Annotated in this window: 20 protein-coding genes; 5 read left to right on the top strand and 15 right to left on the bottom strand. The window is 69.1% G+C overall.

The features are described 5' to 3' along the window. Nucleotides 1–6 precede the first annotated feature (6 nt). Nucleotides 7–822, top strand: coding sequence for an RMD1 family protein (locus ACO06I_RS00425; protein WP_421930660.1), 816 nt, complete (start codon nt 7–9; stop codon nt 820–822). A gap of 67 nt (nt 823–889) precedes the next feature. On the opposite strand, the gene rpoD is transcribed toward ACO06I_RS00425, so the two are convergent. The 7 genes from rpoD to ACO06I_RS00390 form a co-directional block, all read right to left on the bottom strand. Further along, on the bottom strand, nt 890–2,848 hold the full coding sequence (gene rpoD, locus ACO06I_RS00420) for an RNA polymerase sigma factor RpoD (RefSeq protein WP_421930659.1): 1,959 nt from the start codon (nt 2,846–2,848) through the stop codon (nt 890–892). A gap of 102 nt (nt 2,849–2,950) precedes the next feature. Continuing rightward, nucleotides 2,951–4,828, bottom strand: coding sequence for a DNA primase (gene dnaG, locus ACO06I_RS00415; protein ID WP_421930658.1), 1,878 nt, complete (start codon nt 4,826–4,828; stop codon nt 2,951–2,953). Nucleotides 4,829–4,857: 29 nt separating this feature from the next. After that, complete coding sequence (locus ACO06I_RS00410; protein ID WP_421930657.1) at nt 4,858–5,268, bottom strand: DUF805 domain-containing protein; 411 nt, start codon at nt 5,266–5,268, stop codon at nt 4,858–4,860. Nucleotides 5,269–5,318: 50 nt separating this feature from the next. Next, a complete protein-coding gene (gene sigJ, locus ACO06I_RS00405; RefSeq protein ID WP_421930656.1) occupies nt 5,319–6,191 on the bottom strand; it encodes an RNA polymerase sigma factor SigJ in 873 nt (290 codons plus the stop codon). Between the two features lie 3 nt (nt 6,192–6,194). Further along, nucleotides 6,195–6,743, bottom strand: coding sequence for a hypothetical protein (locus ACO06I_RS00400; protein WP_421930655.1), 549 nt, complete (start codon nt 6,741–6,743; stop codon nt 6,195–6,197). A gap of 1 nt (nt 6,744) precedes the next feature. Then, nucleotides 6,745–7,128, bottom strand: a complete 384-nt coding sequence (locus ACO06I_RS00395) for a hypothetical protein (protein WP_421930654.1) — start codon at nt 7,126–7,128, stop codon at nt 6,745–6,747. Between the two features lie 59 nt (nt 7,129–7,187). Beyond that, entirely contained in the window at nt 7,188–7,886 is a 699-nt protein-coding gene (locus ACO06I_RS00390) for an HAD family hydrolase (RefSeq protein ID WP_421930653.1), read from the bottom strand. Between the two features lie 194 nt (nt 7,887–8,080). Here ACO06I_RS00390 and ACO06I_RS00385 point away from each other — a divergent pair, with 194 nt between their 5' ends. Beyond that, the gene (locus ACO06I_RS00385; protein ID WP_421930652.1) at nt 8,081–9,223 is read left to right on the top strand and encodes a response regulator; all 1,143 of its coding nucleotides are present in this window, start codon (nt 8,081–8,083) and stop codon (nt 9,221–9,223) included. Here ACO06I_RS00385 and ACO06I_RS00380 read toward each other — a convergent pair. Beyond that, nucleotides 9,220–9,453: a DUF1272 domain-containing protein gene (locus ACO06I_RS00380; protein WP_421930651.1), complete on the bottom strand. Its 234-nt coding sequence runs from the start codon at nt 9,451–9,453 to the stop codon at nt 9,220–9,222. The genes ACO06I_RS00385 and ACO06I_RS00380 overlap by 4 nt on opposite strands. Before the next feature lie 79 nt (nt 9,454–9,532). Next, entirely contained in the window at nt 9,533–9,967 is a 435-nt protein-coding gene (locus ACO06I_RS00375; protein WP_421930650.1) for a DUF1330 domain-containing protein, read from the bottom strand. A 137-nt stretch (nt 9,968–10,104) separates the two neighbouring features. On the opposite strand from ACO06I_RS00375, the gene carA reads away from it, so the two are divergent. After that, nucleotides 10,105–11,274: a glutamine-hydrolyzing carbamoyl-phosphate synthase small subunit gene (gene carA, locus ACO06I_RS00370; protein ID WP_421930649.1), complete on the top strand. Its 1,170-nt coding sequence runs from the start codon at nt 10,105–10,107 to the stop codon at nt 11,272–11,274. A gap of 2 nt (nt 11,275–11,276) precedes the next feature. On the opposite strand, the gene ACO06I_RS00365 is transcribed toward carA, so the two are convergent. The 5 genes from ACO06I_RS00365 to ACO06I_RS00345 all read right to left on the bottom strand — a co-directional run bounded on the left by ACO06I_RS00365 (nt 11,277) and on the right by ACO06I_RS00345 (nt 17,711). After that, nucleotides 11,277–11,996 carry an anti-sigma factor gene (locus ACO06I_RS00365; RefSeq protein WP_421930648.1) on the bottom strand — a complete coding sequence of 240 codons (720 nt, stop codon included), beginning with the start codon at nt 11,994–11,996 and terminating at the stop codon, nt 11,277–11,279. Beyond that, complete coding sequence (locus ACO06I_RS00360; protein WP_421930647.1) at nt 11,993–12,547, bottom strand: sigma-70 family RNA polymerase sigma factor; 555 nt, start codon at nt 12,545–12,547, stop codon at nt 11,993–11,995. Before ACO06I_RS00360 ends, ACO06I_RS00365 begins: the two co-directional genes overlap by 4 nt. A gap of 23 nt (nt 12,548–12,570) precedes the next feature. Beyond that, a complete protein-coding gene (locus ACO06I_RS00355) occupies nt 12,571–14,073 on the bottom strand; it encodes a tetratricopeptide repeat protein (RefSeq protein ID WP_421930646.1) in 1,503 nt (500 codons plus the stop codon). 115 nt (nt 14,074–14,188) lie between these two features. Next, entirely contained in the window at nt 14,189–17,116 is a 2,928-nt protein-coding gene (locus tag ACO06I_RS00350; protein ID WP_421930645.1) for a TonB-dependent receptor domain-containing protein, read from the bottom strand. Between the two features lie 172 nt (nt 17,117–17,288). Next, the gene (locus ACO06I_RS00345; RefSeq protein ID WP_421930644.1) at nt 17,289–17,711 is read right to left on the bottom strand and encodes a cupin domain-containing protein; all 423 of its coding nucleotides are present in this window, start codon (nt 17,709–17,711) and stop codon (nt 17,289–17,291) included. Nucleotides 17,712–17,959: 248 nt separating this feature from the next. Here ACO06I_RS00345 and ACO06I_RS00340 point away from each other — a divergent pair, with 248 nt between their 5' ends. Then, a complete protein-coding gene (locus ACO06I_RS00340; protein WP_421930643.1) occupies nt 17,960–18,166 on the top strand; it encodes a cold-shock protein in 207 nt (68 codons plus the stop codon). A 218-nt stretch (nt 18,167–18,384) separates the two neighbouring features. Next, nucleotides 18,385–21,675 carry a carbamoyl-phosphate synthase large subunit gene (carB, locus tag ACO06I_RS00335; protein ID WP_421930642.1) on the top strand — a complete coding sequence of 1,097 codons (3,291 nt, stop codon included), beginning with the start codon at nt 18,385–18,387 and terminating at the stop codon, nt 21,673–21,675. Nucleotides 21,676–21,679: 4 nt separating this feature from the next. Here the strand turns inward: carB and ACO06I_RS00330 are convergent, their stop codons facing one another. After that, on the bottom strand, nt 21,680–23,017 hold the full coding sequence (locus ACO06I_RS00330; RefSeq protein WP_421930641.1) for an NRAMP family divalent metal transporter: 1,338 nt from the start codon (nt 23,015–23,017) through the stop codon (nt 21,680–21,682). Between the last annotated feature and the right edge of the window lie 23 nt (nt 23,018–23,040).

Below are 23,040 nucleotides of genomic sequence, written 5' to 3'. Positions count from 1 at the left end.
TAGACCATGGACACCGCGCCGCTTCCCACCCCCGCTGGCCTGCAGCCGCTCACCGCGCGGGCGGTGGTGCTGGGCGAACGGATCGACACCGCGGGCCTGGAGCGCCGCGACGCCCTGTCCACCGCCCCGCTATCCTTCCGGGTCGGCCATGGGCTGGTGGTGGTGTTCCGCTACGGGGTGGCGGTGCTGATCGGCCTGGACCCCATCGCCGAGGACGAGGTGCTGCGCGGCATCCGCCCGAGGGTGCAGGGCCACCTGGCGATCCACGAGGAGGAGACCATCCGCCTGGCGGCCCGGGACGACCTGGACGAGGGCGTGCAACCCGATGGGGTGGTGCGCATCGGGGCGCTGTCGCCGGACAAGCTGCTGGTGGTGGCCGACGCCGTGGCCAAGAGCGCCGCCCTGGCCCACGACGAACGCCAGGTCGCCCAGGTGTTCGACACCATCGAGCCCTGGGCCCGGGTCCTGGCCGAACAGGGGCGCAGCCCGAGCGGCCGCCGCGCCATGGTCAAGCTGATCGGCTCGGCCCTGCTGGTGCAGCACCGGGTGGCCGAACGGGTGGCGGTGCGGGAAAAGCCCGACATCCTCTGGGACCGGCCCGACCTGGAACGCCTCTACGCCCGGCTGGAGGACGAATACGAACTGGTGGAGCGGGCCGAGACCCTGGGGCGCAAGCTGGACCTGATCGGCGACACGGTCACGGTGATGACCGACCTCATCGACACACAGCGCTCCCTAAGGCTGGAGGCCATCGTGGTGGGGTTGATCCTGCTGGAGGTGGCGCTGACCCTGTTCCAGATGGTCACCGGCGCGGCGCACTAGCCAGACAGCAAGACGCCCACCCCGGCGGCGGCCAGGATGGGCGTCTGTCGGCCGTTGGCCTGTCGATCTAGCTGTCCAGGAAGCTGCGCAGTTTCCGCGAGCGGCTGGGGTGCTTCAGCTTGCGCAGCGCCTTGGCCTCGATCTGGCGGATGCGTTCGCGGGTCACGCTGAACTGCTGGCCGACTTCCTCAAGGGTGTGGTCGGTGTTCATGCCGATGCCGAAGCGCATGCGCAGGACGCGCTCCTCGCGGGGCGTCAGCGAGGCGAGCACGCGGGTGGTGGTTTCCCGCAGGTTCGACTGGATGGCCGCGTCGATGGGCAGGATCGCGTTCTTGTCCTCGATGAAGTCGCCCAGGTGGCTGTCTTCCTCGTCGCCGATCGGCGTCTCGAGACTGATGGGCTCCTTGGCGATCTTCAGGACCTTGCGGACCTTTTCCAGCGGCATGGCCAGCTTCTCGGCCAGTTCCTCCGGAGTCGGCTCGCGGCCGATCTCGTGCAGCATCTGGCGGCTGGTGCGGACGATCTTGTTGATCGTCTCGATCATGTGCACCGGGATGCGGATCGTACGCGCCTGGTCGGCGATGGAGCGAGTGATCGCCTGACGGATCCACCAGGTGGCGTAGGTGGAGAACTTGTAGCCTCGGCGGTACTCGAACTTGTCGACCGCCTTCATCAAGCCGATGTTGCCTTCCTGAATGAGATCAAGGAATTGCAGGCCGCGATTCGTGTACTTCTTGGCGATGGAGATCACCAGGCGAAGGTTGGCCTCGACCATTTCCTTCTTGGCCTGACGGGCCTCGCGCTCGCCCTTCTGAACGGTCTGGACGATGCGGCGATAGTCGTCGATCGGCACGCCGGTCTCGGTGGCCAGCGCGGCGATCTCGTGGCGGATGTCGCCGATCTGTGACGCGTCATTCTCGACGAACTTGGTCCAGCGCACGCCCAGCGGCTTGACCTGATCCGACCAAGCCGGGTTCAGCTCGGAGCCGAAATAGGCCTTGAGGAACTCGTTGCGGCTGATGCCGTAGCTGTCAGCCAGGCGCAGCAGGCGGCCTTCCAGGCCCATCAGGCGCTTGTTGATGGCGTAGAGCTGCTCGACCAGCGCCTCGATGCGGTTGTTGTTCAGCTTCAGGGTCTTGAGGTGCTGAACGATGGCCAGGCTGGCGGTCTCGTAGGCCTTGCGGTCGGCGTCGGACAGGTCCTCGCCCTTCAGACGCTTGCCCACCAGCTTTTCCTGCAGGGCGCGGAAGGCGTCGAATTCCGAGGCGATGGCGTCCAGGGTCGCCATGACCCCTTCGCGAAGCTCGCCTTCCATGGCGCTGATGGTGGGGCCGGCGCCGTCGTCGAAGTCGTCGTCGTCGTCGCTTTCGCCCTTGGCCACGGCCTCGCCGTCGGCGGTGACCTCGGCTTCGGCCTCCTCGGCCTCTTCCTCCTCGGGCGGCGCGTTGGCCAGGGCCTCGGCGGCGGCGGCGGCGTTGATGCCGTTATAGGTGAGGTCGAGGTCGATGACCTCGCGCAGCAGGATGCGGCCGGTGCCCAGCTCTTCGCGCCAGACCATGATGGCTTCGAAGGTCAGGGCGCTCTCGCACAGACCCCGGATCATGGTGTCGCGGCCGGCTTCGATCCGCTTGGCGATGGCGATCTCGCCCTCGCGCGACAGCAGTTCCACCGAACCCATCTCGCGCAGGTACATGCGGACCGGGTCATCGGTGCGGTCGTAGGCGGCTTCCTTCGGGGTCTCGACGACCGCGGTCTCCTCGCGGACCGCGACCTCGCCGCCCTCAGCGTCTTCCTCGGCCTCGACGACGTTGACGCCCATCTCCGAGAGCATGGCGAGCGTGTCTTCGATGGCCTCGGAGGTGACTTCCTCGCTCGGCAGCACCTTGTTCAGCTCGTCCATCGTGACGTAGCCGCGGGCCTTGGCCTGCTTGATGAACTTCTTGACGCCGGCATCGGTCAGGTCGAGCAGGGGCCCGTCGCCGCCAGTGGTTTCCGTCGGTTCAGCTTCAGCCGTGGTCGTGCTCATCTAGGTCTCCGATTCAGCCGCGACCCTCATGCAAGGGTCGGGCCGAAGATGGTGAATGGCGGTCAAAACAGGATCGCACCCAAGTACGACCCGTCATCCGCCCTAATCGTTCCATTCTCTGATGGCGCGTTTCAGTGCGTCGCGTTCACCCTTCAGGCGCTCGAGGACCTCCATGTCGGAGCGGCCGCGAAGGTTGCCCTTGGCGGATCCGATAGCCTCGTCGAGCGCCGCCAGCCTGGAAAGGCGGGCGAAGGCCTGCGACCACTGCGATCTAGCGGCTTCGAGGGAGACATCCGGTTTCATGAAGGGCGCGCCCGCTTGCGTGGCGGCCCGGTCGATGTCTGTCAGGAGCGCGTTAAACCCGCAAGACGCCAGATGGCGTGTGAGGGTCGCAGAGTCAAGGTGTTCGGCCTCCAGGCGCAGTCGGATGACTTCCTTCGCCAATTCCGAGAGGGCCGGATCGCCGAACCCCTTGGCGGTGAAGGACTCCTCCAGGTGGTCGTCCAGGACCGCCGGATCGTTGAGCGCGTACTGGGCCAGGGCGGCCAGGGTGGGGTCGAGGCGTGAGCCCGTGGCCACCATGTTGCGGGTCTGGGCCAGGGCCGATTGCGGACGCATGGCCTCGTCCTCGGGCTTCCAGAACCGCCCCTTGGTGTAGGGCCTGCGCCCCTGCTGCGGCTGGAAGGCCTGCTGCGGCGGGCGGCCGAAGGCGGCGTCGAACCGCTTCAACAACTCCTCGCGATAGGCCTGTTGCAGGTCCTTGTCGGCGATGGTCGCGGCGATGTGGCGCAGGCGGGCCTTGAAGCCGGCCTTGCGCTCCGGCGTGTCCAGGTTCTCCAGGTCGCGCTCGCGGGCGAACAGGGCCTCGACGAAGGGGATGGTGTCGGCCAGCTGGCCGCGCAGCGCCGCGGGGCCCTGCTCGCGCAGCACCTCGTCGGGGTCCTTGCCGCCCTCCACCACCGCGAACTGGAAGCTCTTGCCGGGCTTGAGGATCGGCAGGGCGCGGTCGATCGCGCGGCTCACCGCCTGGATGCCGGCCCGGTCGCCGTCGAAACAGAGGGTCGGCTCGGCGTGGTGGCGCCACAGCAGCTCCATCTGCTCCTCGGTGAGCGCCGTCCCCATGGGCGCCACGGCGGCGATCCCGGCCCTCTGGCAGGCGATGGCGTCCATATAGCCCTCCACCACGGCCAGCGGCGGGGTCTCGCCGGAGGGGGCGGCGGCCAGGATTTTGCGGCTCTCGGCCAGGCCGTAGAGCAGGTGACCCTTGTGGAAGAGCGAGGTCTCGGGCCCGTTCAGGTACTTGGCGCGGGCCTGGGGATCGAGAGCCCGGCCGCCGAAGGACACCACCCGTCCCCGTGGGTCGGTGATGGGGAAGATGATGCGGTCGCGGAAGCGGTCATAGGGCGAGCCCCCCTCCTCCGGCGCGATCAGCAGCCCGGTCTCCACCAGTTCTCCGGGCAAGGCGCCCTTGGCGATCAGATAGTCCTTCAGGGCCGTCCGGCCGGCGGGGGAATAGCCCAGGCGGAACCGGACCCACTCGCTCTCCGGCAGGCCGCGGCGCTCCAGATAGTCCCGGGCCGCCTTGCCCACCGGGCGCCGCAGCTCGGCCTCGAACCATTGGGCCGCCAGCTCCAGCCAGTCCGACAGGCCCTGGCGCACCTTCTCCTGTTCGGCGGCGCGGGGGTCGACGGCGGGCAGCGGCACCCCGGCCTCGGCCGCCAGGCGCTCCACGGCCTCCACGAAGGACAGCCGCTCGGTTTCCTGCAGGAAGCTGATCAGGTCGCCGGTCTTGCCGGAGGAAAAGTCGAAGAACTGGCCCTTGTCGTCGTTCACATAGAAGGACGGGGTCTTTTCCTTGGTGAAGGGCGACAGCCCCACATATTCGCGCCCCTGCTTCCGCAGCTTCACCGTCTTTCCGATCACATCGGAAGGGCGAAGGCGGGACTTGATCTCGTCCAGGAAACGTTCGTCGAAGCGCACGGCGCAATGATAGCGCCTGAACCGCCCGGCTAGTAGCGGCTGCGTTCCGCGGAAAAGCGGTTAGGGCCTGCGTCACCCCTGGGGATCGCAAGCCAGACTATGAACGCGATCGAGATCAGCCCAACAATGGCGCTCCCAAGCGCGTCGTGCGACGTCGGGGTGCTTGCCTGAAGACCTGCGCGGATATTCTGGAAGGCCTTGATAAAGCCAACCGCCACCCCCAACCCGAAAGGTGACAACCCCCACCAAGCCGACAGGCCCATATCGTGAAGTCGCCGCGCCGCAATCAAGGCGATCCATATGGGAGGCAGCATGACATCGGTGGGATAGCTCGGCGACAAACTCTTCAGGCCGATGAACACCGCCAAGTAGATGCATGTGTAGACAATGTAGGTCTGACGACCGATCCGACCCGCGAAGAACGTCTTCAGCTTATCCATCCCGCGCCCGCCCCCGCCCCCGCCCCCGCCCGAAGCAACCATAGATCGCATCAGACCACTGGCAAGTCAGACCCGAGGTGCCCAAGCTTCTCCGGATTGCGCACCATGTAGATGCCAGCGAGCTTGCCATCCTCGCCGGGCTGGAAGGCCACGGTCATGGGACCGTCCTCGCGGATCAGCACAAGGCCCGGATAGCCGTTGATCCGCACCGAGCGGAAGCTGAGCGGGAAGGTCTCCCCGCCCCGCCAGGCCAGCCCCTCCAGCAGGCGCACGATGTCCTCGCGGCCGATCAGGGGGCGTAGGGCCGCCTTCCGCTTGCCGCCGCCATCGGTGACCATGACCGCGTCCTCCGCCAGCACGGCCGACAGGGCCGCCATGTCGCCCTGGGCGGCGGCGGCCATGAAGGCCGCGGCCAGCTTGGCGGCGTCGGCCTGGCTGACGGTGAAGCGGGGGCGGTTCTCCTTGACGTGGGCCCGGGCCCGGGTGGCCAGCTGGCGCACGGCGGGCTCGGTCTTGCCGAGGGTTTCGGCGACCTCCGCATAGTCCTCGTCGAAGACGTCGTGCAGCAGGAAGACCGCCCGCTCCAGGGGCGACAGCCGTTCCAGGGCCAGCAGGAAGGCCACCGAGACATCCTCGGCCCGCTCCACCGGATCGACGGAGAGATCCTCGATCAGGGGTTCGGGAAGCCAGGGGCCGCGATAGGCCTCGCGCCGGGTCTTGGCGGCCCGCAGGCGGTCGATGCAGAGGCGGCTGGTGGCGCGCACCAGCCAGGCGGCGGGGTCGGCGACATCCTCGCCCGCCCGCGTCCAGCGCAGCCAGGCGTCCTGCACCGCGTCCTCGGCCTCCGCCACCGAACCCAGCATGCGGTAGGCCAGGCGGATCAGTCGGGGGCGCTGGGCTTCGAAGGCGTCGATGTCCGTCATGGATCAGGCCGCGAGCTTGTGGACCACCGGCGCGGCCTCGCCGGCCACCGTGACGCGGGAGCAGGCGCGGCCGTGGCCGAGGGCGTACTTCAGGGTGGGATACATCCGCGCGGTGGTGAGCGCGAGGCCGATGGCCACCAGGCCCTTGTCCCCCCAGCGGCGGACGATCTCGTCCCGCAGCGGATCGGCCGCCGCCATGTCCCGGGCCAGGCTGGCCTGGGCGAAGCGCCAGGCCAGGGCCGCGGTCTCCCCCATGGCCGCCTCGTCGCCGGCCAAGATGGCGCGCAGGATCGCGGGCTTCACCCCGCCGGCGGCGGCCATGTCCACGGAGATCTGGGTGCAGGGGCCGCAGTCCTCCGCCAGGGTCCCGGCGATGCCGGCGGCGGCCAGCGCCGCGGCCGGGGCGGCCTTGCGGTCCACCATCTGGCTGACGAAACCGAACTTCAGGAAGCTCATCGGCGAGGCACGCAACACGTCCCGCATGTAAGAAGCGTCATAGCCCCAGACGCGCTCCATCTTGTCGATCTGGCCTTTCAGCAGGGCTCTCAGCATCTCAAATCTCCTTCGGCTTGCGGACAAGGGCGATCCAGGCCGCCAGCAGGGTCGGCAGGTAGACGCCCGGGAAGTCGCGGATCAGGTCGGGAACGGGGCTGGCCGAGCAACTGGCGTCGAACAGGTGGATTCCAGTGTGCAGCGCCAGGAAGGTCGCTCCGGCCACCAGGGCCGGCCAGCCCTGGACCGGCCGCCATGCGAACCAGGCCAGGCCCAGGGCCGTCACCAGATAGGCCGCGCCGACATCGCGGACGAAGTGCGGATTGAAGGCGCCGGTGCTCGGCACGCCCGGCACGGCGTCATACCACCAGAGCGGCGCCCCCAACTGGAAGAGCGCGTTGGCGCCCAGGATAGCCGCCAGAACCGCGGCGATAAGGCGTGTCATCGAAACCCTCCCGATCAACACCCCTAGGACGGGGCGGACCGGGCGGCTGTGACATCAGGTCAGATCTTCGCGATCCAGGCCGGCAGGTCCTCGATGGAGGCCAGCTCCACGAAGCGCGGATGGTCCACCGGCGCGTCGGCCATCTCGTGGGCCCAGGTCAGGGGATAGGGCACGTGGGCGCCATAGGCCCCTGCCGCGATGGCCGGCAGGATGTCGGAGCGCATGGAATTGCCGCACATCACCGCCTCCGCCGCGCCGGAGCCGTGGCGGGCGAAGACGCGTTCATAGGTGCCGGCGTCCTTCTCGCTGACGATCTCCACGGCGGCGAACAGGTCGCCCAGGCCCGAGGCCGCCAGCTTCTGCTCCTGGTGCAGCAGGTCGCCCTTGGTGATCAGCACCAAACGGTAGCGTTCGGCCAGGGCCGCCAGGCAGCGCTCGACGCCGGGCAAGGGCTCCACCGGCTCGGTCAGCATCTCGCGGCCGGCGGCCAGGATTTCGCGGATCACCGCCGGCGGCGCCTCGCCGTCGGTGAGCTCCATGGCGGTCTCGATCATGGAGAGGGTGAAGCCCTTCACCCCGTAGCCGTAGAGCCGCAGGTTGCGCTTCTCCACCTCGGCCAGCCGGGTCTCGACCTCGGCCGGGTCGGCGACGCCCGCCAGCAGGGCGCTGAACCGGTCGTGGGTCAGGCGGAACAGGGTCTCGTTGTGCCAGAGGGTGTCGTCGGCATCGAGGCCGACGGTGGTGATGGTTGCGGACATGGCCCCTGAATACGCCGCGCCGGGCCGGGAATGGAAGCCGGTCAGCCGCGGGGCGCCGTGGACGCGGGACTGCTCAATCGGCAGGCGCCCGGACGATCCTGCTATCAGGGATGGCGCGGGTCGCACTTTCGCAACCAATTGCGGCTGTGCTGCACCCCGTCGTTTGATTGATTCCTCCCCCGGGGATGTTGTGCATGGTGTTTGCTGGGTTTTCCGGCTGGTTCGGGCGTTTGCTTCGCAGGCTCAGCCGACGTCTCGGCGACCACGCCGTGGCGGCCGCGGAGGCCGACGCCGCCATCGCCCAGGACCGCCTGCGGGAGGCCATCGACCTGCTGCCGGAGGGCGTCGTCTTCCTGGACGCCGAGGGGCGCTACATCCTCTGGAACAAGCGCTACGCCGAGATCTACCACCGCTCGGCCGATCTCTTCCGTCCGGGCGAGCGGCTGTTCGACACCCTGAAGATGGGGGTGGCGCGGGGCGACTATCCTGACGCCATCGGCCGCGAAGACGCCTGGCTGGCCGAACGGCTGGACAAGTTGATGAACCCGTCGGGGGAGCGCCACGAGCAAAGGCTGGCCGACGGCCGCTGGTTGATGATCGAGGAGAAGCGCACCTCCGACGGCGGGGTCATCGGCCTGCGGGTCGACATCACCCAGATGAAGCGCCAGGCCGAGGCCCTGGAGGAGGCCCTGCATCGGGCCGAGGCCGCAAGCCGCGCCAAGACCGAGTTCGTCGCCGACATGAGCCACGAGCTGCGCACGCCGCTGAACGGGGTCATGGGCCTGGGCCAGGCCCTGGCGGCCACCGAACTCACCGGGCAGCAGCAGGCCCTGCTCGGCGACATGCTGGCCTGCGCCCAGGACCTGGACGGCCTGGTGAGCGGGCTGCTGGACTATGGCGACGCCGCCCGCGCCGCCGACGCCGCCCCGCCGGCCCAGGTGCACGGCCACGAGGCGCCCGACGCCCCGCCCCTGCGGGTCCTGGCCGCCGACGACAATCCCACCAACCGCAAGGTGGTGGAGTTGATGCTGGGCGCCGCCGGCGCCGAGGTGGTGAGCGTGGAGAATGGCCAGCAGGCGGTGGACGCGTGGCGCAGCGGCGCCTTCGACGTGGTGCTGATGGACCTGCGCATGCCGGTGATGGACGGGCTGGACGCCATCCGGGCCATCCGCAAGGCCGAGGGGACGGGCCTGCCCCGGGCGCCGATCATCGTCATCAGCGCCAACACCTCCACCGACGATGTCGAGGCCTCGGCCGCCGCCGGCGCCGACCGCCACATCGGCAAGCCCCTGAGGGCCGAAGCCCTGTTCGAGGCGATCTCCGGGGTGCTGGACTAGGTCCTGGGTTTGAACACCCGCTCGGTGGAGGCGGGATACTTCACCAACAGGGAGGCGGGCCGGATCGGCCGGACGGCGAAATTCCCGCCGCAGTTGGGGCAGACCCCGCCGAGCGGTCCATTCACGCAGTCGGCGCAGAAGGTGCACTCGAAGGTGCAGATGCGGGCCTCGGCGCTGTCGGCCGGCAGGTCGCGGTCGCAGGCCTCACAGTTGGGGCGAAGGGCGAGCATGGGGATCTCCAGGGGGTCCGCCAATCATCATGCCTTCGAAGGGGCTTGGCTGAAATGACGTGGTTCCCTCGATTCCAGCCTATTCGCCGAACCCCTCCCCCGGCTCCACCGGTTCCAGCCTGAGCAGACGGGAGTCGGCGACGGCGGCGGTGCGGTGTTTCACGAACTCCCGGTAGTCAGGGTCGCGGACCATGGCCATGAAGGCCTCGGAGCTTGGATATTCGGCGATGAAGGCCAGGTCCCAGGCCTCGTCCTGCGGGCCGGTCACCATGACCTGCGGCTTGCCGGCCCAGACCTGCCGCCCGCCCAGCCGCTTGAAGATCGGCGCGGTGGTCCGCCCGTAGGCGCGATAGGCCTCCAGGCCGGAGATGTCCTTGCCGTGGTCGGGGTGCCCCTCGGGATACTCGGCCCTGGCCTTCACCCGCACCAGGTTCAGCATCTGGATCGGTTGATCGCGCGGCAGGGACTTGAACAGCTCCCAGGCCTGCCGATCCGGGTCGATATGTCCGCTCATCTGAAACCCCGTGCTGGAGGATCGCATTGACCCCGGGTCCGGGACTCACTACCTACGCGCCCGTTTACCCGGCGCAGATGCTATAGCCGGGCGGGCCTCGACGCCCACCCCTTTGCGACAAGATGGAGCCCCGGAACATGAGCGAGCTGCTGCCTGGCGTCACCGGGGTCCTCGTCCTCGCCGATGGAACCGTGCTTCAAGGCTTCGGGGTCGGCGCGACCGGCGAGGCGGTGGGCGAAGTCTGTTTCAACACCGCCATGACCGGCTACCAGGAGATCCTGACGGACCCCTCCTACATGGCCCAGATCGTCGCCTTCACCTTCCCGCACATGGGCAATGTCGGGACCAACGTCGAAGACCTGGAGCAGATGTCGGGGGGCGCCAGCACGGCGGCCCGCGGCGCGATCTTCCGCGACGTCCCCACCGCCCCGGCCAACTGGCGCGCCGACAGCGACCTGGCCGGCTGGATGGCTCGGCGCGGCGTCATCGGCCTGGCCGGTGTCGACACCCGGGCCCTGACCCGGGCGATCCGCGAGAAGGGCATGCCCAACGCTATCATCGCCCACGCGCCGGACGGCAAGTTCGACCTGGAGGCCCTGAAGGCCAAGGCCCGGGCCTGGGGCGGCATCGAGGGCCTGGACCTGGCCAAGGAGGCCTCCTGCCTGCAGCCCTTCGTCTATGAGGAAGGCCTCTATGCCTGGCCCGAGGGCTACGCCAAGCCGTCCGAGACGCCCAAGTACGACGTGGTGGTTCTGGACTACGGGGTGAAGCGCAACATCCTGCGCTCCCTGGTCTCCATCGGCGCCCGCGTCACCGTGGTGCCGGCCTCGACCACCGCCGAGGAGGTCCTCGCCCGCAAGCCCGACGGGGTCCTGCTGTCCAACGGCCCCGGCGACCCGGCGGCCACCGGCGAGTACGCCGTCCCCGAGATCCGCAAGCTGGTGGAGAGCGGCACGCCGGTGTTCGGCATCTGTCTGGGCCACCAGATGATGGCGCTGGCCCTCGGCGCCAAGACGGTGAAGATGGAGCAGGGCCACCACGGGGCCAACCACCCGGTGAAGGACCTGACCACCGGCAAGGTGGAGATCGTCTCCATGAACCACGGCTTCACCGTCGATCGCGACAGCCTGCCCGAGCCGGTGAAGGAGAGCCACGTCTCCCTCTTCGACGGCACCAATGCCGGCCTGGAGTTGCAGGGCCGTCCGGTCTTCTCGGTGCAGCACCACCCCGAAGCCTCCCCCGGCCCCACGGATTCGCTCTACCTCTTCCAGCGCTTCGCCGACCTGATGGACGCCAAGAAGGGCTAGCCCTAGATCTTGGCGAGCTTGCCGATCGCCGCCACCGGGCCTGAGGGACCGTCCGCCTTCGAGCCGCCCGGCGGCTCGACGGAGACGGCGATGGACGCGCCTTCCTTGGCCAGGGCCGAGAGGCCCGAGGGCACCGGCAGGGTCTTCGATGTTCCCGGCTCGATGAGGCCGAGCGAGCGCGCCTTGCCGTCGGCGGGGATCAGCCACAGCTCGTGCACGTGCACCGGGTCGGTCCCCGGGGTCACCAGGGAGGTGACGATCAGCTTCTTGCGCACCGGGTCATAGGCCGCGACGAACAGGTGCTGGCCGCCGCTGGTGTCCAGCCGGGCGTTGAGGAGTTGGGCGAAGTCGGGCTGCGGCGGCGTCACCACCTGCGGCGGCCGCACGGCGAGCACGATCACCGCCACCAGGCTGGCGGCCGCGACGCTCATCCCGCCCATGGCCAGGCCGCGCCACAGCTTCACGCTCGCTCCGGCGTTGTCGTTGGCCGGCAGGGCGCGCTCGATCCGCGGCCACAGGCCCACGGGCGCCGAGACGGAAGGGATGGCGGCCAGCATGGGCGCCAGGCGCTCGCGCCAGGCGTCGACATGGGCGGCGAAGACTGGGTCGCGTGCCATCCGCAGCTCGGCGGCGGCGCGCTCGGCGGCGGTCAGCACGCCCAGCGCGTGCTCCGCGGCCAGGGCCTCGTCCTCGGGCAGGTCGGGGGTCAGGGGCTCGCTCATGACTCGAGGCACCCCTTGAGCTTGGCCAGGCCCCGGCGGATCCAGCTCTTCACCGTGCCCAGCGGCGTCTCCATCCGCGCGGCCAGGGCCTCATAGGTGACGCCGTCGAAAAAGGCGGTGCGGATCACCTTCTCGGTGCGCTCGTCGAGTTCGGACAGGCACCTGCCCAGGGCCTCGCTGGACTGGGCGGCCTCCAGCAGGGCCTCGGCGCGGGGCGCGCCGTCTTCGATCTCCAGCTCCTCCACCTGCTCGGCGTAGGCCAGGGGCCCACGGGCGCGCAGCCGGTCGATGGCGCGGTTGCGCGCGATGGTGGAGATCCACGTCATGACGCTGGCCCGGCCCGCCTCGAAGCGGTCGGCGCGGCGCCAAATCGTGATGTAGACCTCTTGCAGCACGTCTTCGCTCTCATCCCTGTTGGAGAGGATACGAAGGCAGACGCCGAAAAGCTTCGAGGACGTGGCCTGGTAAAGTTGTCGCAGGGCCGCGCGGTCGCCCGCGGCGATCCTCGGCATCAACTCGGTGAGCGGATCGATCGCGGAGGTCGCGGGCAAGGGACGGTCTTTGCTGTGGGAGGTCAGCCCCGAAGCTGCCCCATGCCGTGGTCCGCTGGCAAGGGAGAACGGCGTAACAGGAAATAGTCCCCCCGCACCGGCGCCCCGGCTTCCTGGCGCAGCACGCCGCTGGACTGGTCGACGATCTCGAACAGACCCGCCGCCAGGCCCGATATATAGCCCCGGGCGTGGGTGTAGCGGCCGTTGAGGCGCAGGGAGAAGCTGCCGCCGTCGCCGCCCTCCGTGGAGAAGACGAACCAGCCGCCGGGCTTCAGGGCGCCGGCGGCGGCCTCGAAGACCTCGTCCAGGGCTCCGAGATAGGGCAAGGCGTCGGCCGCGGCGATCAGGTCCCAATGGCCGGGCGTCTGGCGCAGCAGATCGGTGAGATCAGCCACCTCCAGGGCGTCATAGAGCCCCCTCGCCTGCGCCTTGGCCAGCATGCCGGGCGACAGATCCACTCCCGCCAGGGTGCGGGCGTAGGGCCGCAGGACCGGGCCGCACAGGCCGGTGCCGCAGCCGGCGTCCAGCACCTCCAGGGCGCCGTCGGCCGGAATCCTCGAGGCGATCAGGGCCTGCAGGCGGTCGGGGCCCTGATAGCCCAGGCGGCCCACCAGCTTTTCCTCGAAGTCCTCGGCCAGGCCGTCGAAATGCTGCGCCACCAGGGCGGCGGGCTGCCGGGCCACCTTGCGGCCCAGGGCGGCGTCGGCCAGGTGGCGGGCCTCTAGGTTGTCGGGACGCTGGGCCACCCAGGCCTTGGCGACCCGGCCCGCGGCCTGCGGCTCGCCGGCCCAGTCGAGGCACAGCAGGGCGGCCTTGAACAGGACGTCGGCGGGTCCGGCGAGCTTGCCGCAGAGGACGGCGGCCCGGGACATGTCGTCCTCCAGGGCGGCCACCACGAATTTCGACAGCCGCGCCATCTGGGCGATGTCGGCGTCGTCCGGGCAGAGGGCGGCGGCGGCCTCGAGGTCGCGCTCGGCCTCGTGGAAGCGGCCGCACTTGAACAGCGACACCCCCAGGTTGGCGCGCAGCGGGCCGTCCTCGCCGATGATGGCCAGCGTGCGGGCGAAGGCCTCGGCGGCGCCGGCGAAATCGTCGCGGCCGGCGCGGACCATGGCGCGGATCTGCCAGGCGCCGCCGTTGTCGGCCTCCCGCAGTATGGCCGCGTCGCAGGCCGCCTCGGCCTCCTCGAAGCGTTGGGACTGCAGGGCCGCGGCGGCCAGGCTGACCCAGATGGCCGTCTGGGTCGGATCCAGGTGCAGGGAGCGCCGCAGGAACTCGACGGCCTGCTCATGATCGCCCAGCCCCCCAAGCGCCAGGGCCAGGTTGTTCCAGACCATCGGCTGGCGTGGCGCGGCGTCGGCCACGGCCCGGAAGGCTTCGACGGCGGCCTGGAAATCGCCCCGGGCCTGGCGTTCCAGCCCGTAGCGGGTCAGGGCCACGAGGGAGGCCGACGTCCCCGCCCCGGCCTCGGCCTGCGGCGTGGCGGTCTCGGCCGGCGGCCCCAGCTTGCGCGCGAATGCAGACATAGCGATCTCCCCAGCCTGACTCAGTCAGGCCGAAGCTGCGCCCGGCGCATGAAATCATGGTTAACGGCGGCCTAAGGTCTCGCCCCGGCCTGGGTCGGCCGAGGCGAGGTCTTGGCTAGAAGCGGGCCTTCACCCCGGCGAAAACGTAGCGCCCATAGATGTCATAGGCCGCCGTGGTGGAGGTGTTGCCGGTGAGGCCCACGGGGATGTGCTTGTCGAAGGCGTTGTTGATCCCGACATAGACCTCGGTCCCCGCGCCATAGTCGAATTTGTAGCGGGCGATGAAGTCCTGGTACCAGACGGCGTCGACATAGGGCCGGTCGTTGCGCTCCAGGGAGGTGTCCTTGTTGCGCCGGACCTTGTCGATGTACTGGCTCTCCCAGGTCAGGGTCCACGGGCCCTGGCTGTAGGCCACCGAGGAGATGAACGACCAGCGCGGGTTGCCCAGCTCCCCCTCCTGGCGGTCCACCTCGTCGGGGCTGTCGGCGAAGGCGTAGGTGCGCAGCTTCTCGGTGTAGTTGGCGGTGATCGAGCTGTTGATCCGCCCGTCCAGCCGCTTCATCGGCCCCCACCAGTCCTGGCTCCAGTCGCCGATCGCCCGGCTGTAGGTGAGCTGGATGTCATACCCCGCCGTCGTCAGGGCCGCCTGGTTCAGGAAGCTCGACCGGTAGGAGACGATCTGCTTGCTCACCGGATCGCGGATGATCAGGGCGCAGTACTGGGCCGCCAGGGTGGGACCGTCGACGCACTTGTCGGCGGCGTCCTGGGGGTCGAGGAAGCTGATCGCGTCCTCGATCTGGATGTCATAATAGTCGACCGTCAGGGCCAGGCCCGGGGCGAAGCGGGGCTGCAGGATGAAGCCCGCCGTCCAGGTCTCGGCGGTCTCGGGCTTCAGGTTGACGTTGCCGCTCGTGACCCCCGGAAACTGGTTGTCCGTGGCGTCCTGGAAGGTCACCCCGAGCGCCGCGCAGTTGGCCGGGCGGTTGGGATCCACCGCCAGGGACGACGCCTCGCAGGGATCGAAGACGCCGCTGAAGCCCGCCGTCGCCGGCAGGAAGGCCTCGGTGATGTTCGGCGCGCGCACCGCCTTGGAATAGGTGCCGCGGAAGCTGAGGTCGCGGATCGGCGCCCAGGTCCCGCCGATCTTGTAGGCGGTGGCGTCCCCGGCGTGGCTGTACTCGGCCTGCCGCACCGCCCCGGTCAGGGTCAGCTCGTGGAAGAACCGGCGGTCGCGCAGGATGGGGGCGTTGAACTCCAGGAAGGCTTCCTTGACCTCGAAGCCGCCGACGGCGTCGGGCTGCGGCGCCGTCTCGGTGATGCCGCTCTGCACCAGCGGGTCGTTGATGTTGCGGCTCTGCTCCTTGCGCCACTCCAGGCCGCCGGCGAAGGCCAGCGGGCCGCCGGGCAGGTTGAGGAACCGGCTGGTGTCGAAGGTGAAGGTGGCGTCGGCCACCTGCTGGGTGATGGTGTGACTGCGGTCGGCCTCGAAGCTCACATAGTCGATGGCCGCCTGGGAGTTCTGCGCGCCGAACAGGTTGAAGGGCACGCAGGGCCCGCCATACAGCTGGTCGGCCGGCACGGGCGCGTAGCCCGGATACCAGGCCGAGGGCACGTCGCGGCGGCAGCGGATCTGGCCGTTGGCGGGGTCTCTCACCGCGTCGATGGCGGAGTTGAAGTTTCCCGGGATCAGGCCGTTTGTTCCGTGGAAGGCGTTCTTGGTGCGGCCGAAGTTGTAGGAGGTCTCCCACTTCAGGTCGGCGAAGCCCGCGTCCACCTCCCCTTCGAGCTGGCCCACCACGCGGAAGGTCTTGCGGGTGGTTTGATCGTTGCGGCCGCCGATGTCGTAGTTCACCCGGTTCACATAGAAGAACGGCTCGGTGGGGAACCGATCGAGCTGGGCCTGGATGGCGGGGGTGATGAAGGCGTTGTCGGGGTCCAGCCCGTATTCGAAGGTGGTGAAGGACGGGCTGAAGGTGTCCAGGACGTGGGTCTCGACATACTTCACGTCGCCGATGAACCGCAGCTTGTCGCTGAAGTCGTAGCGGAAGGTCGAGGCCGCCCCGAACCGCGCCAGGCGCGGGATCACCACCGCCCCCTCGTCGCTGGATTCGCAGACCGCGCAGGGACCGGCGAAGGAGCCGAAGAACAGGTTGTTGTCTCCGGTCCGCGGCGGAATCGCCGCCGGGTTTCCGGCCGCGTCGAAGCCGGTCACCGGGGTCAGGCTGCCGCCGCCGACGATGTTGCCATAGCGGCTGAAGTACTCGGTCAACACATAGGGCCGGTAGAGGCGGTCGGGTATGCCGTCCTTGGGTCCGGTGTCGGCCGGGTTCTCGATGGTCGCCCAGTCGGCCAGGCCGTCGATGTTCGGGCCGCGCACCCGCTCCTGCTTGTCGCCGAACAGGGTCAGGGTGACGTTGCCGCGGTCGTCGGCGAAGTTCCAGCCGCCGGTGGCCGACAGCGAGTAGTTCTGACCGTAGTTGCCATTGATCGGCGAACCGTACTCGGCGCGGACCTCATAGCCTTCGAAGTGATCCTTCAGGATGATGTTGATCACCCCCGAGACCGCGTCCGAGCCGTAGATGGCCGAGGCGCCGCCGGTCACCACCTCGACCCGGTCCACCAGGGCCGTCGGGATGCTGTTGAGGTCGACGGCGGTGTCGCCCGCGTCGCCGGCCACATGGCGGCGGCCGTTCACCAGGGTCAGGGTCCGCGAGGTGCCCAGCCCCCGCAGGTCGGGGAAGCTCAGCCCCCCGAGATTGGCTCCGGAATCGGAATTGGCCCGCACGGTGCCCGAGGAGGCGAGCGCCGGAAGCTGGGCCAGGACATCCCCCAGGCTGGAGGTGCCGGCGTTCTCGATGGCGATCGAACCGACCGTGGTCACCGGGGTCGGCTGGTCCAGGTTGGGACGCGGAATCCGCGACCCGGTGACCACGACCTCCGACACCGAGACGTCCTCCTGGGCCAGGGCCGGCGTAACCCCCAGGAGCAGCGCGGCCGCGCCCGACAGCAGCGAGGTGGACAGCAGATGTGATTTCAACAGCACGAGGTGACTCCCCTTGATTTGTCAGGGGAAACCACGGACCCGTGGCGACCGCCGCGCGATCGCTTCCCCAACCCAAGGGTGAAACCAGATCAACCCCAGGGCGGGTTCCGCTCGCCTGCAAAGAGAGTCCGCACTGCGGCTTTCATGTCACATTCGTTACAGGCCAGCGGCCCTAGGGCGGCTTGCGGACGATGTTGGCCTGGCCCGGCGGCGCCTGGTCGATGACCAGCAGCCTGGCTGGCTTGCCGTCCAGGGCGACCGCCCGGTGCCACTGGTCGCGGGACTCCACCGCGAACATCCCGGCCCTCAACACCTGGACCGTGCCGGTGTCGAGGTTGGTGACCTCCAGGGCGCCCTCCTGGATGTGGGCGTAGCGCGGGAAGGGATGCTTGTGGGCGGCGATGGCGCCGCCGGCCGGAAGGGTGGTCTCGGTGACCGTGACCTGCATCGGCCCCTGGGGCAGCAGGATCGGCTGGCCCGACATGGTGGTGTCGATCACCGCCACGGGCTTGGCGATCGCGCCGGGCGGGGCCTGAGCGGCGGCCGGCGCGGCCAACAGGGCCAGGGCGGCGGCCAGCGGGAACAGCTTCGTCATGTGCAGTTGGCTCCGAATGGGGCGGCGCGGGCGCGCGTTGCTCTGTCTATCAGGGGCTTGTCAGCAACGCCCGCCCGTCTTGCTTTCAGGCGGCTTTTGCGACAAGATGGAAGGGTCAAACTCGTAGGTTCGGCTGACTTTCGACGTGTCCATGGACGCACCGGACCTGCTTCCGATCCCCCCGAAATTTGATCCTCCGTCCGAGAGCTTCGGGCGCGGGGAATATCTATCCAAGGACGAATATCTCTATGTCTACCGGCACCGTGAAATGGTTCAACGGCACCAAGGGTTATGGCTTCATTCAACCCGATGAGGGCGGCGCGGACGTGTTCGTGCACATCTCCGCCGTTGAACGCGCCGGGCTTCGTTCGCTGAACGAAGGCCAGAAGGTCACCTACGAGCTCGAGCGCGACAAGCGCAGCGGCAAGATGTCTGCGGGCAACCTGCAGGTCTAGCTTCGCTGCGGGCCTCGCGCCCTGACGAAGCCTACAGGAATGGGTCGGCGCTTCCCGCGTCGGCCCATTTTCTTTGGCCGGCGCCGCCGCATCCTCTCGTGGGAGCCCCTGCCCGCTTGCGCAGGCCCGACTCCCTCTCTAAACGGGCGCCTTAACCTACAGATTGAACGGGAACGGCGCGCGGCAACGCGCAGCCGCCCTTACGCGCGGACGCAACGATGCCCAAACGGACAGACATCTCCTCGATCCTGATCATCGGCGCCGGTCCCATCATCATCGGTCAGGCCTGCGAATTCGACTACTCCGGCGTCCAGGCCTGCAAGGCCCTGCGCGCCGAGGGCTACCGCATCGTGCTGGTCAATTCGAACCCGGCCACGATCATGACCGACCCCGATGTGGCCGACGCCACCTATATCGAGCCGATCACCCCGGAGATGGTCGAGAAGATCATCGCCAAGGAGCGCCCCGACGCCCTGCTGCCCACCATGGGCGGCCAGACCGCGCTGAACACCGCCCTGGCCCTCGAAGCCTCCGGCGTGCTGGCCAGGTACGGGGTGGAGATGATCGGGGCCAAGGCCGACGTCATCGACAAGGCCGAGGATCGCCAGAAATTCCGCGACGCCATGGACAAGCTGGGCCTCGAGAGCCCCAAGTCCAAGGCCGCGCATTCCATGGACGAGGCCCTGGAGGGCCTGGAGTTCGTGGGCCTGCCGGCCATCGTCCGCCCGTCCTTCACCCTGGCCGGCACCGGCGGCGGCATCGCCTACAATCTCGAGGAGTTCCACGAGATCGTCGCCCGCGGCCTGGACCTCTCCCCCACCACCGAGGTGCTGATCGAGGAGAGCGTGCTCGGCTGGAAGGAGTACGAGATGGAGGTGGTTCGCGATAAGGCCGACAACTGCATCATCGTCTGCTCCATCGAGAACATCGACCCGATGGGGGTCCATACCGGCGACAGCATCACCGTCGCCCCGGCCCTGACCCTGACCGACAAGGAATACCAGATCATGCGCGCGGCCTCGATCGCCGTGCTGCGGGAGATCGGCGTCGAGACCGGCGGCTCCAACGTCCAGTTCGCGGTCAATCCCGCCGACGGACGGATGGTGGTGATCGAGATGAACCCGCGGGTGTCGCGCTCCTCGGCCCTGGCGTCGAAGGCCACCGGCTTCCCCATCGCCAAGGTCGCCGCCCGCCTGGCCGTGGGCTACACCCTCGACGAGCTGATGAACGAGATCACCGGCGGCGCGACCCCGGCCTCCTTCGAGCCCAGCATCGACTATGTCGTCACCAAGATCCCCCGCTTCGCCTTCGAGAAATATCCGGGCTCCGAGCCCCACCTGACCACCGCCATGAAGTCGGTGGGCGAGGTTATGGCCATTGGCCGCACCTTCGCCGAAAGCCTGCAGAAGGCCCTGCGCGGCCTGGAGACCGGCCTGACCGGCCTGGACGAGATCGACGTCGAGGGCGCCGAGGATCCCGACACCGGCCGCGCCGCCGTCCTGCGCGCGCTGGCGATGCCCACTCCCGACCGCCTGCGGGTCATCGCCCAGGCCTTCCGCCACGGCCTGTCGGTGGAGGAGATCCACGGCGCCTGTTCCTACGAGCCCTGGTTCCTGCGCCAGCTGGAGACCCTGGTGCGCACCGAGGGCCACATCCGGGCCGCCGGCCTGCCCGTCACCGCCCAGGGCTTCCGCGCCCTGAAGGCGCAGGGCTTCTCCGACGCCCGACTGGCCAAGCTCACCAATACCCCCGAGGCCAAGGTCCGCGCCCTGCGCCAGGAGCTGGCCGTCCGGCCGGTCTTCAAGCGCATCGACAGCTGCGCCGGCGAGTTCCGCGCCGCCACGCCCTACATGTATTCGACCTACGAGACCGGCGCCCTTGGCCAGGAGCCCGAGTGCGAGAGCGACCCCACCGACCGCAAGAAGGCCATCATCCTCGGCGGCGGTCCCAACCGGATCGGCCAGGGGATCGAGTTCGACTACTGCTGCTGCCACGCGGCCTTCGCGCTCGCCGACCTCGGCATCGAGTCGATCATGGTCAACTGCAACCCGGAGACGGTGTCGACCGACTACGACACCTCCGACCGGCTGTACTTCGAGCCGCTGACCGCCGAGGACGTGCTGGAGCTGATCGCCGTCGAGCAGCGCAACGGGACCCTGCTGGGGGTCATCGTGCAGTTCGGCGGACAGACCCCGCTGAAGCTGGCCCAGGCCCTGGAAGACGCCGGCATCCCGATCCTCGGCACCAGCCCCGACGCCATCGACCTGGCCGAGGACCGCGAGCGCTTCCAGCAGCTGCTGCACAAGCTGGAGATCGCCCAGCCGATCAACGCCATCGCCCGCAGCCGCGACGAGGCCTTCGCCGGCGCCCACTCGGTGGGCTACCCCATCGTGATCCGTCCCTCCTACGTGCTCGGCGGCCGGGCCATGGAGATCATCCGCGACGACGAGCAGCTCGAGCGCTACGTCAACACCGCCGTGCAGGTGTCCGGCGACAGCCCGGTCCTGATCGACCAGTACCTCAGCCGCGCCACCGAGGTTGACGTCGACGCCATCTGCGACGGCAAGGACGTCTTCGTGGCCGGCGTCATGGAGCACATCGAGGAGGCCGGGGTGCACTCGGGCGACAGCGCCTGCTCCCTGCCCCCCTTCTCGCTGAAGCCCGAGACCATCGCCGAGCTGAAGGCCCAGACCGTGCGCATGGCCCTGGCCCTGAACGTGAAGGGCCTGATGAACGTGCAGTTCGCCATCGAGGAGCCGCACTCGGAGACCCCGCGGATCTTCGTCCTGGAGGTCAACCCTCGCGCCAGCCGCACCGTGCCCTTCGTGGCCAAGACCATCGGCAAGCCGCTGGCCGCCATCGCCGCCAAGGTGATGGCCGGCCGGCCCCTGTCGGAGTTCGACACCAGCGAGCCCCCCTACGACCACATCGCCGTCAAGGAAGCCGTCTTCCCCTTCGCCCGCTTCGCCGGCGTCGACACCATCCTGGGGCCGGAGATGCGCTCCACCGGCGAGGTCATGGGCCTGGACTGGCGTCGCGAAGGCGAGGACCTGGCGCCGGCCTTCGCGCGCGCCTTCGCCAAGGCCCAGCTGGGCGGCGGGGTCACCCTGCCCAAGACCGGCTGTGTGTTCGTCTCGGTGCGCGAGGCCGACAAGCCGTGGATCGTGGAACCGATCCGCCTGCTGCTGGGCCAGGGCTTCCGCGTGCTGGCCACCGGCGGCACCGCGGCCTATCTCGGCGAGCAGGGCCTGACCGTCGAGCATGTGAAGAAGGTGCTGGAGGGCCGTCCCCACATCGTCGACGCCATGAAGAACGGCGAGGTCCAGCTGGTGTTCAACACCACCGAGGGCAAGCAGTCGGTGGCCGACAGCTTCGAGATCCGCCGCACGGCCCTGATGATGAAGACCCCCTACTTCACCACCGCCGCCGGCGCGCTGGCCGCCGCCCAGGCCATCGCCGAGACCGCCAAGGCTCCCCTCGAGGTGCGCCCCCTGCAGAGCTACGCCTGACCGGTTAGAGCGCGCCCGCCATCTGGGCGAACATCACCCCGGCCGCCGCGGCCATGATCGCCACCGCCGCCCAGCCCACCACGCGCTGGACCGGGGTGGCGGTGAAGGCGCCCATGATCGACTTGCGGGTGGCCACCAGCATGATCACCGCCATCAGCGGCACGGCGATCACGCCATTGATCACCGCGCTCCAGAACAGGGCGCGGATCGGGTCCAGGGGCGAATAGTCGAGGATCACCCCGGCCAGGATCGCCACCCCGATCACCCCGTAGAAGCCGTGGGCTTCGCTGAACCGGCTCTCCAGGCTGGCCTTCCAGCCCATGGCCTCCGACAGGGCGTAGGCCGCCGAGGCGGCCAGCACCGGCACCGCCAGCAGGCCGGTGGCGACGATGCCCAGGGCGAACAGGATGAAGGCCAGGTCCCCGGCCATAGGCCGCAGGGCCATGGCCGCCTGGGCCGCCGTCTGGATCTGGGTGATCCCGGCCGCGTGCAGGGTGGCGGCCGTGGCCAGCATCACGAAGAAGCCGATGCCGTTGCCATAGGCCATGCCCAGATAGGTGTCCCAGCCGATCCGCTTGAGCTCGTACTCGGCCTCCTCGGGATGCTCAGTGAGGGGGTGTTCGTTGGGATGAAGGGTGACGTCCTCCACCTCCTCGGCGGTCTGCCAGAAGAACAGGTAGGGGCTGATGGTGGTGCCGAACACCGCCACCACCACCGTGGCCGTCGCCAGGTCGAGCTGGATCTGCGGGGCGATGGTCTGGGCCACGACCTCCGTCCAGGGGATATGGGTCGCGAAGGCCACCGCCACATAGGAGAACAGGGCGAGCGTCATCCACTTCAGGAAGCCCACATAGCGGTGGTAGGGGACGAAGACCTGCAGCAGCAGGGAGAAGGCCGCCAGGCCCAGGGTGTAGACGTGCCGGCCGCCGCCGAACACCAGCTGGGCGGCCTCTCCCATGGCCGCCACGTCGGCGGCGATGTTGAGCACATTGGCCAGCAGCAGCAGGGCCACCACACTGAGCACCACCCAGCGGGGAAAGGCGCCGCCGATATTGGCCGCCAGGCCCCGGCCCGTCACCCGCCCGATCCGGCCGCAGACCGACTGGAAGGCGGCCATGAAGGGATAGGTGAGGAAGGCCGTCCACAGCATGCCCAGGCCGAACTGGGCGCCGGCCTGGCTGTGGGTGGCGATTCCGCCGGGGTCCTCGTCGGCCGCCCCGGTGATCAGTCCGGGACCAAGGGCGGTGAAGGGATTGAACCGCCGCCGGGTCGCCGTGGTGGTCGCCTCCGCCGGGCCTGAAGCCGGAGCCCTGCGCGCGTTCTCGCCCTTGTCGATGTCCATGCCTCGACATCTCATAGTCCGCG

The organism is Phenylobacterium sp., assembly GCF_965229015.1.
Classification (GTDB): Bacteria; Pseudomonadota; Alphaproteobacteria; order Caulobacterales; family Caulobacteraceae; genus Phenylobacterium.
The sequence above is the reverse complement of the archived record's forward strand: the minus strand, read 5'-3'. Positions and strand labels throughout refer to the sequence as shown.

What these genes read in the sequence shown, in the direction of transcription:
- ACO06I_RS00410 (WP_421930657.1), bottom strand. Translation starts at nt 5,268, where the DNA reads ATGGATAAGCTGAAGACGTTCTTCGCGGGTCGGATCGGTCGTCAGACC.
- ACO06I_RS00390 (WP_421930653.1), bottom strand. Translation starts at nt 7,886, where the DNA reads ATGTCCGCAACCATCACCACCGTCGGCCTCGATGCCGACGACACCCTC.
- carA (WP_421930649.1), top strand. Translation starts at nt 10,105, where the DNA reads ATGAGCGAGCTGCTGCCTGGCGTCACCGGGGTCCTCGTCCTCGCCGAT.
- ACO06I_RS00365 (WP_421930648.1), bottom strand. Translation starts at nt 11,996, where the DNA reads ATGAGCGAGCCCCTGACCCCCGACCTGCCCGAGGACGAGGCCCTGGCC.
- ACO06I_RS00425 (WP_421930660.1), top strand. Translation starts at nt 7, where the DNA reads ATGGACACCGCGCCGCTTCCCACCCCCGCTGGCCTGCAGCCGCTCACC.
- ACO06I_RS00380 (WP_421930651.1), bottom strand. Translation starts at nt 9,453, where the DNA reads ATGCTCGCCCTTCGCCCCAACTGTGAGGCCTGCGACCGCGACCTGCCG.
- ACO06I_RS00330 (WP_421930641.1), bottom strand. Translation starts at nt 23,017, where the DNA reads ATGGACATCGACAAGGGCGAGAACGCGCGCAGGGCTCCGGCTTCAGGC.
- ACO06I_RS00395 (WP_421930654.1), bottom strand. Translation starts at nt 7,128, where the DNA reads ATGACACGCCTTATCGCCGCGGTTCTGGCGGCTATCCTGGGCGCCAAC.
- ACO06I_RS00400 (WP_421930655.1), bottom strand. Translation starts at nt 6,743, where the DNA reads ATGCTGAGAGCCCTGCTGAAAGGCCAGATCGACAAGATGGAGCGCGTC.
- ACO06I_RS00375 (WP_421930650.1), bottom strand. Translation starts at nt 9,967, where the DNA reads ATGAGCGGACATATCGACCCGGATCGGCAGGCCTGGGAGCTGTTCAAG.
- ACO06I_RS00385 (WP_421930652.1), top strand. Translation starts at nt 8,081, where the DNA reads ATGGTGTTTGCTGGGTTTTCCGGCTGGTTCGGGCGTTTGCTTCGCAGG.
- ACO06I_RS00340 (WP_421930643.1), top strand. Translation starts at nt 17,960, where the DNA reads ATGTCTACCGGCACCGTGAAATGGTTCAACGGCACCAAGGGTTATGGC.
- ACO06I_RS00345 (WP_421930644.1), bottom strand. Translation starts at nt 17,711, where the DNA reads ATGACGAAGCTGTTCCCGCTGGCCGCCGCCCTGGCCCTGTTGGCCGCG.
- sigJ (WP_421930656.1), bottom strand. Translation starts at nt 6,191, where the DNA reads ATGACGGACATCGACGCCTTCGAAGCCCAGCGCCCCCGACTGATCCGC.
- carB (WP_421930642.1), top strand. Translation starts at nt 18,385, where the DNA reads ATGCCCAAACGGACAGACATCTCCTCGATCCTGATCATCGGCGCCGGT.
- rpoD (WP_421930659.1), bottom strand. Translation starts at nt 2,848, where the DNA reads ATGAGCACGACCACGGCTGAAGCTGAACCGACGGAAACCACTGGCGGC.
- ACO06I_RS00355 (WP_421930646.1), bottom strand. Translation starts at nt 14,073, where the DNA reads ATGTCTGCATTCGCGCGCAAGCTGGGGCCGCCGGCCGAGACCGCCACG.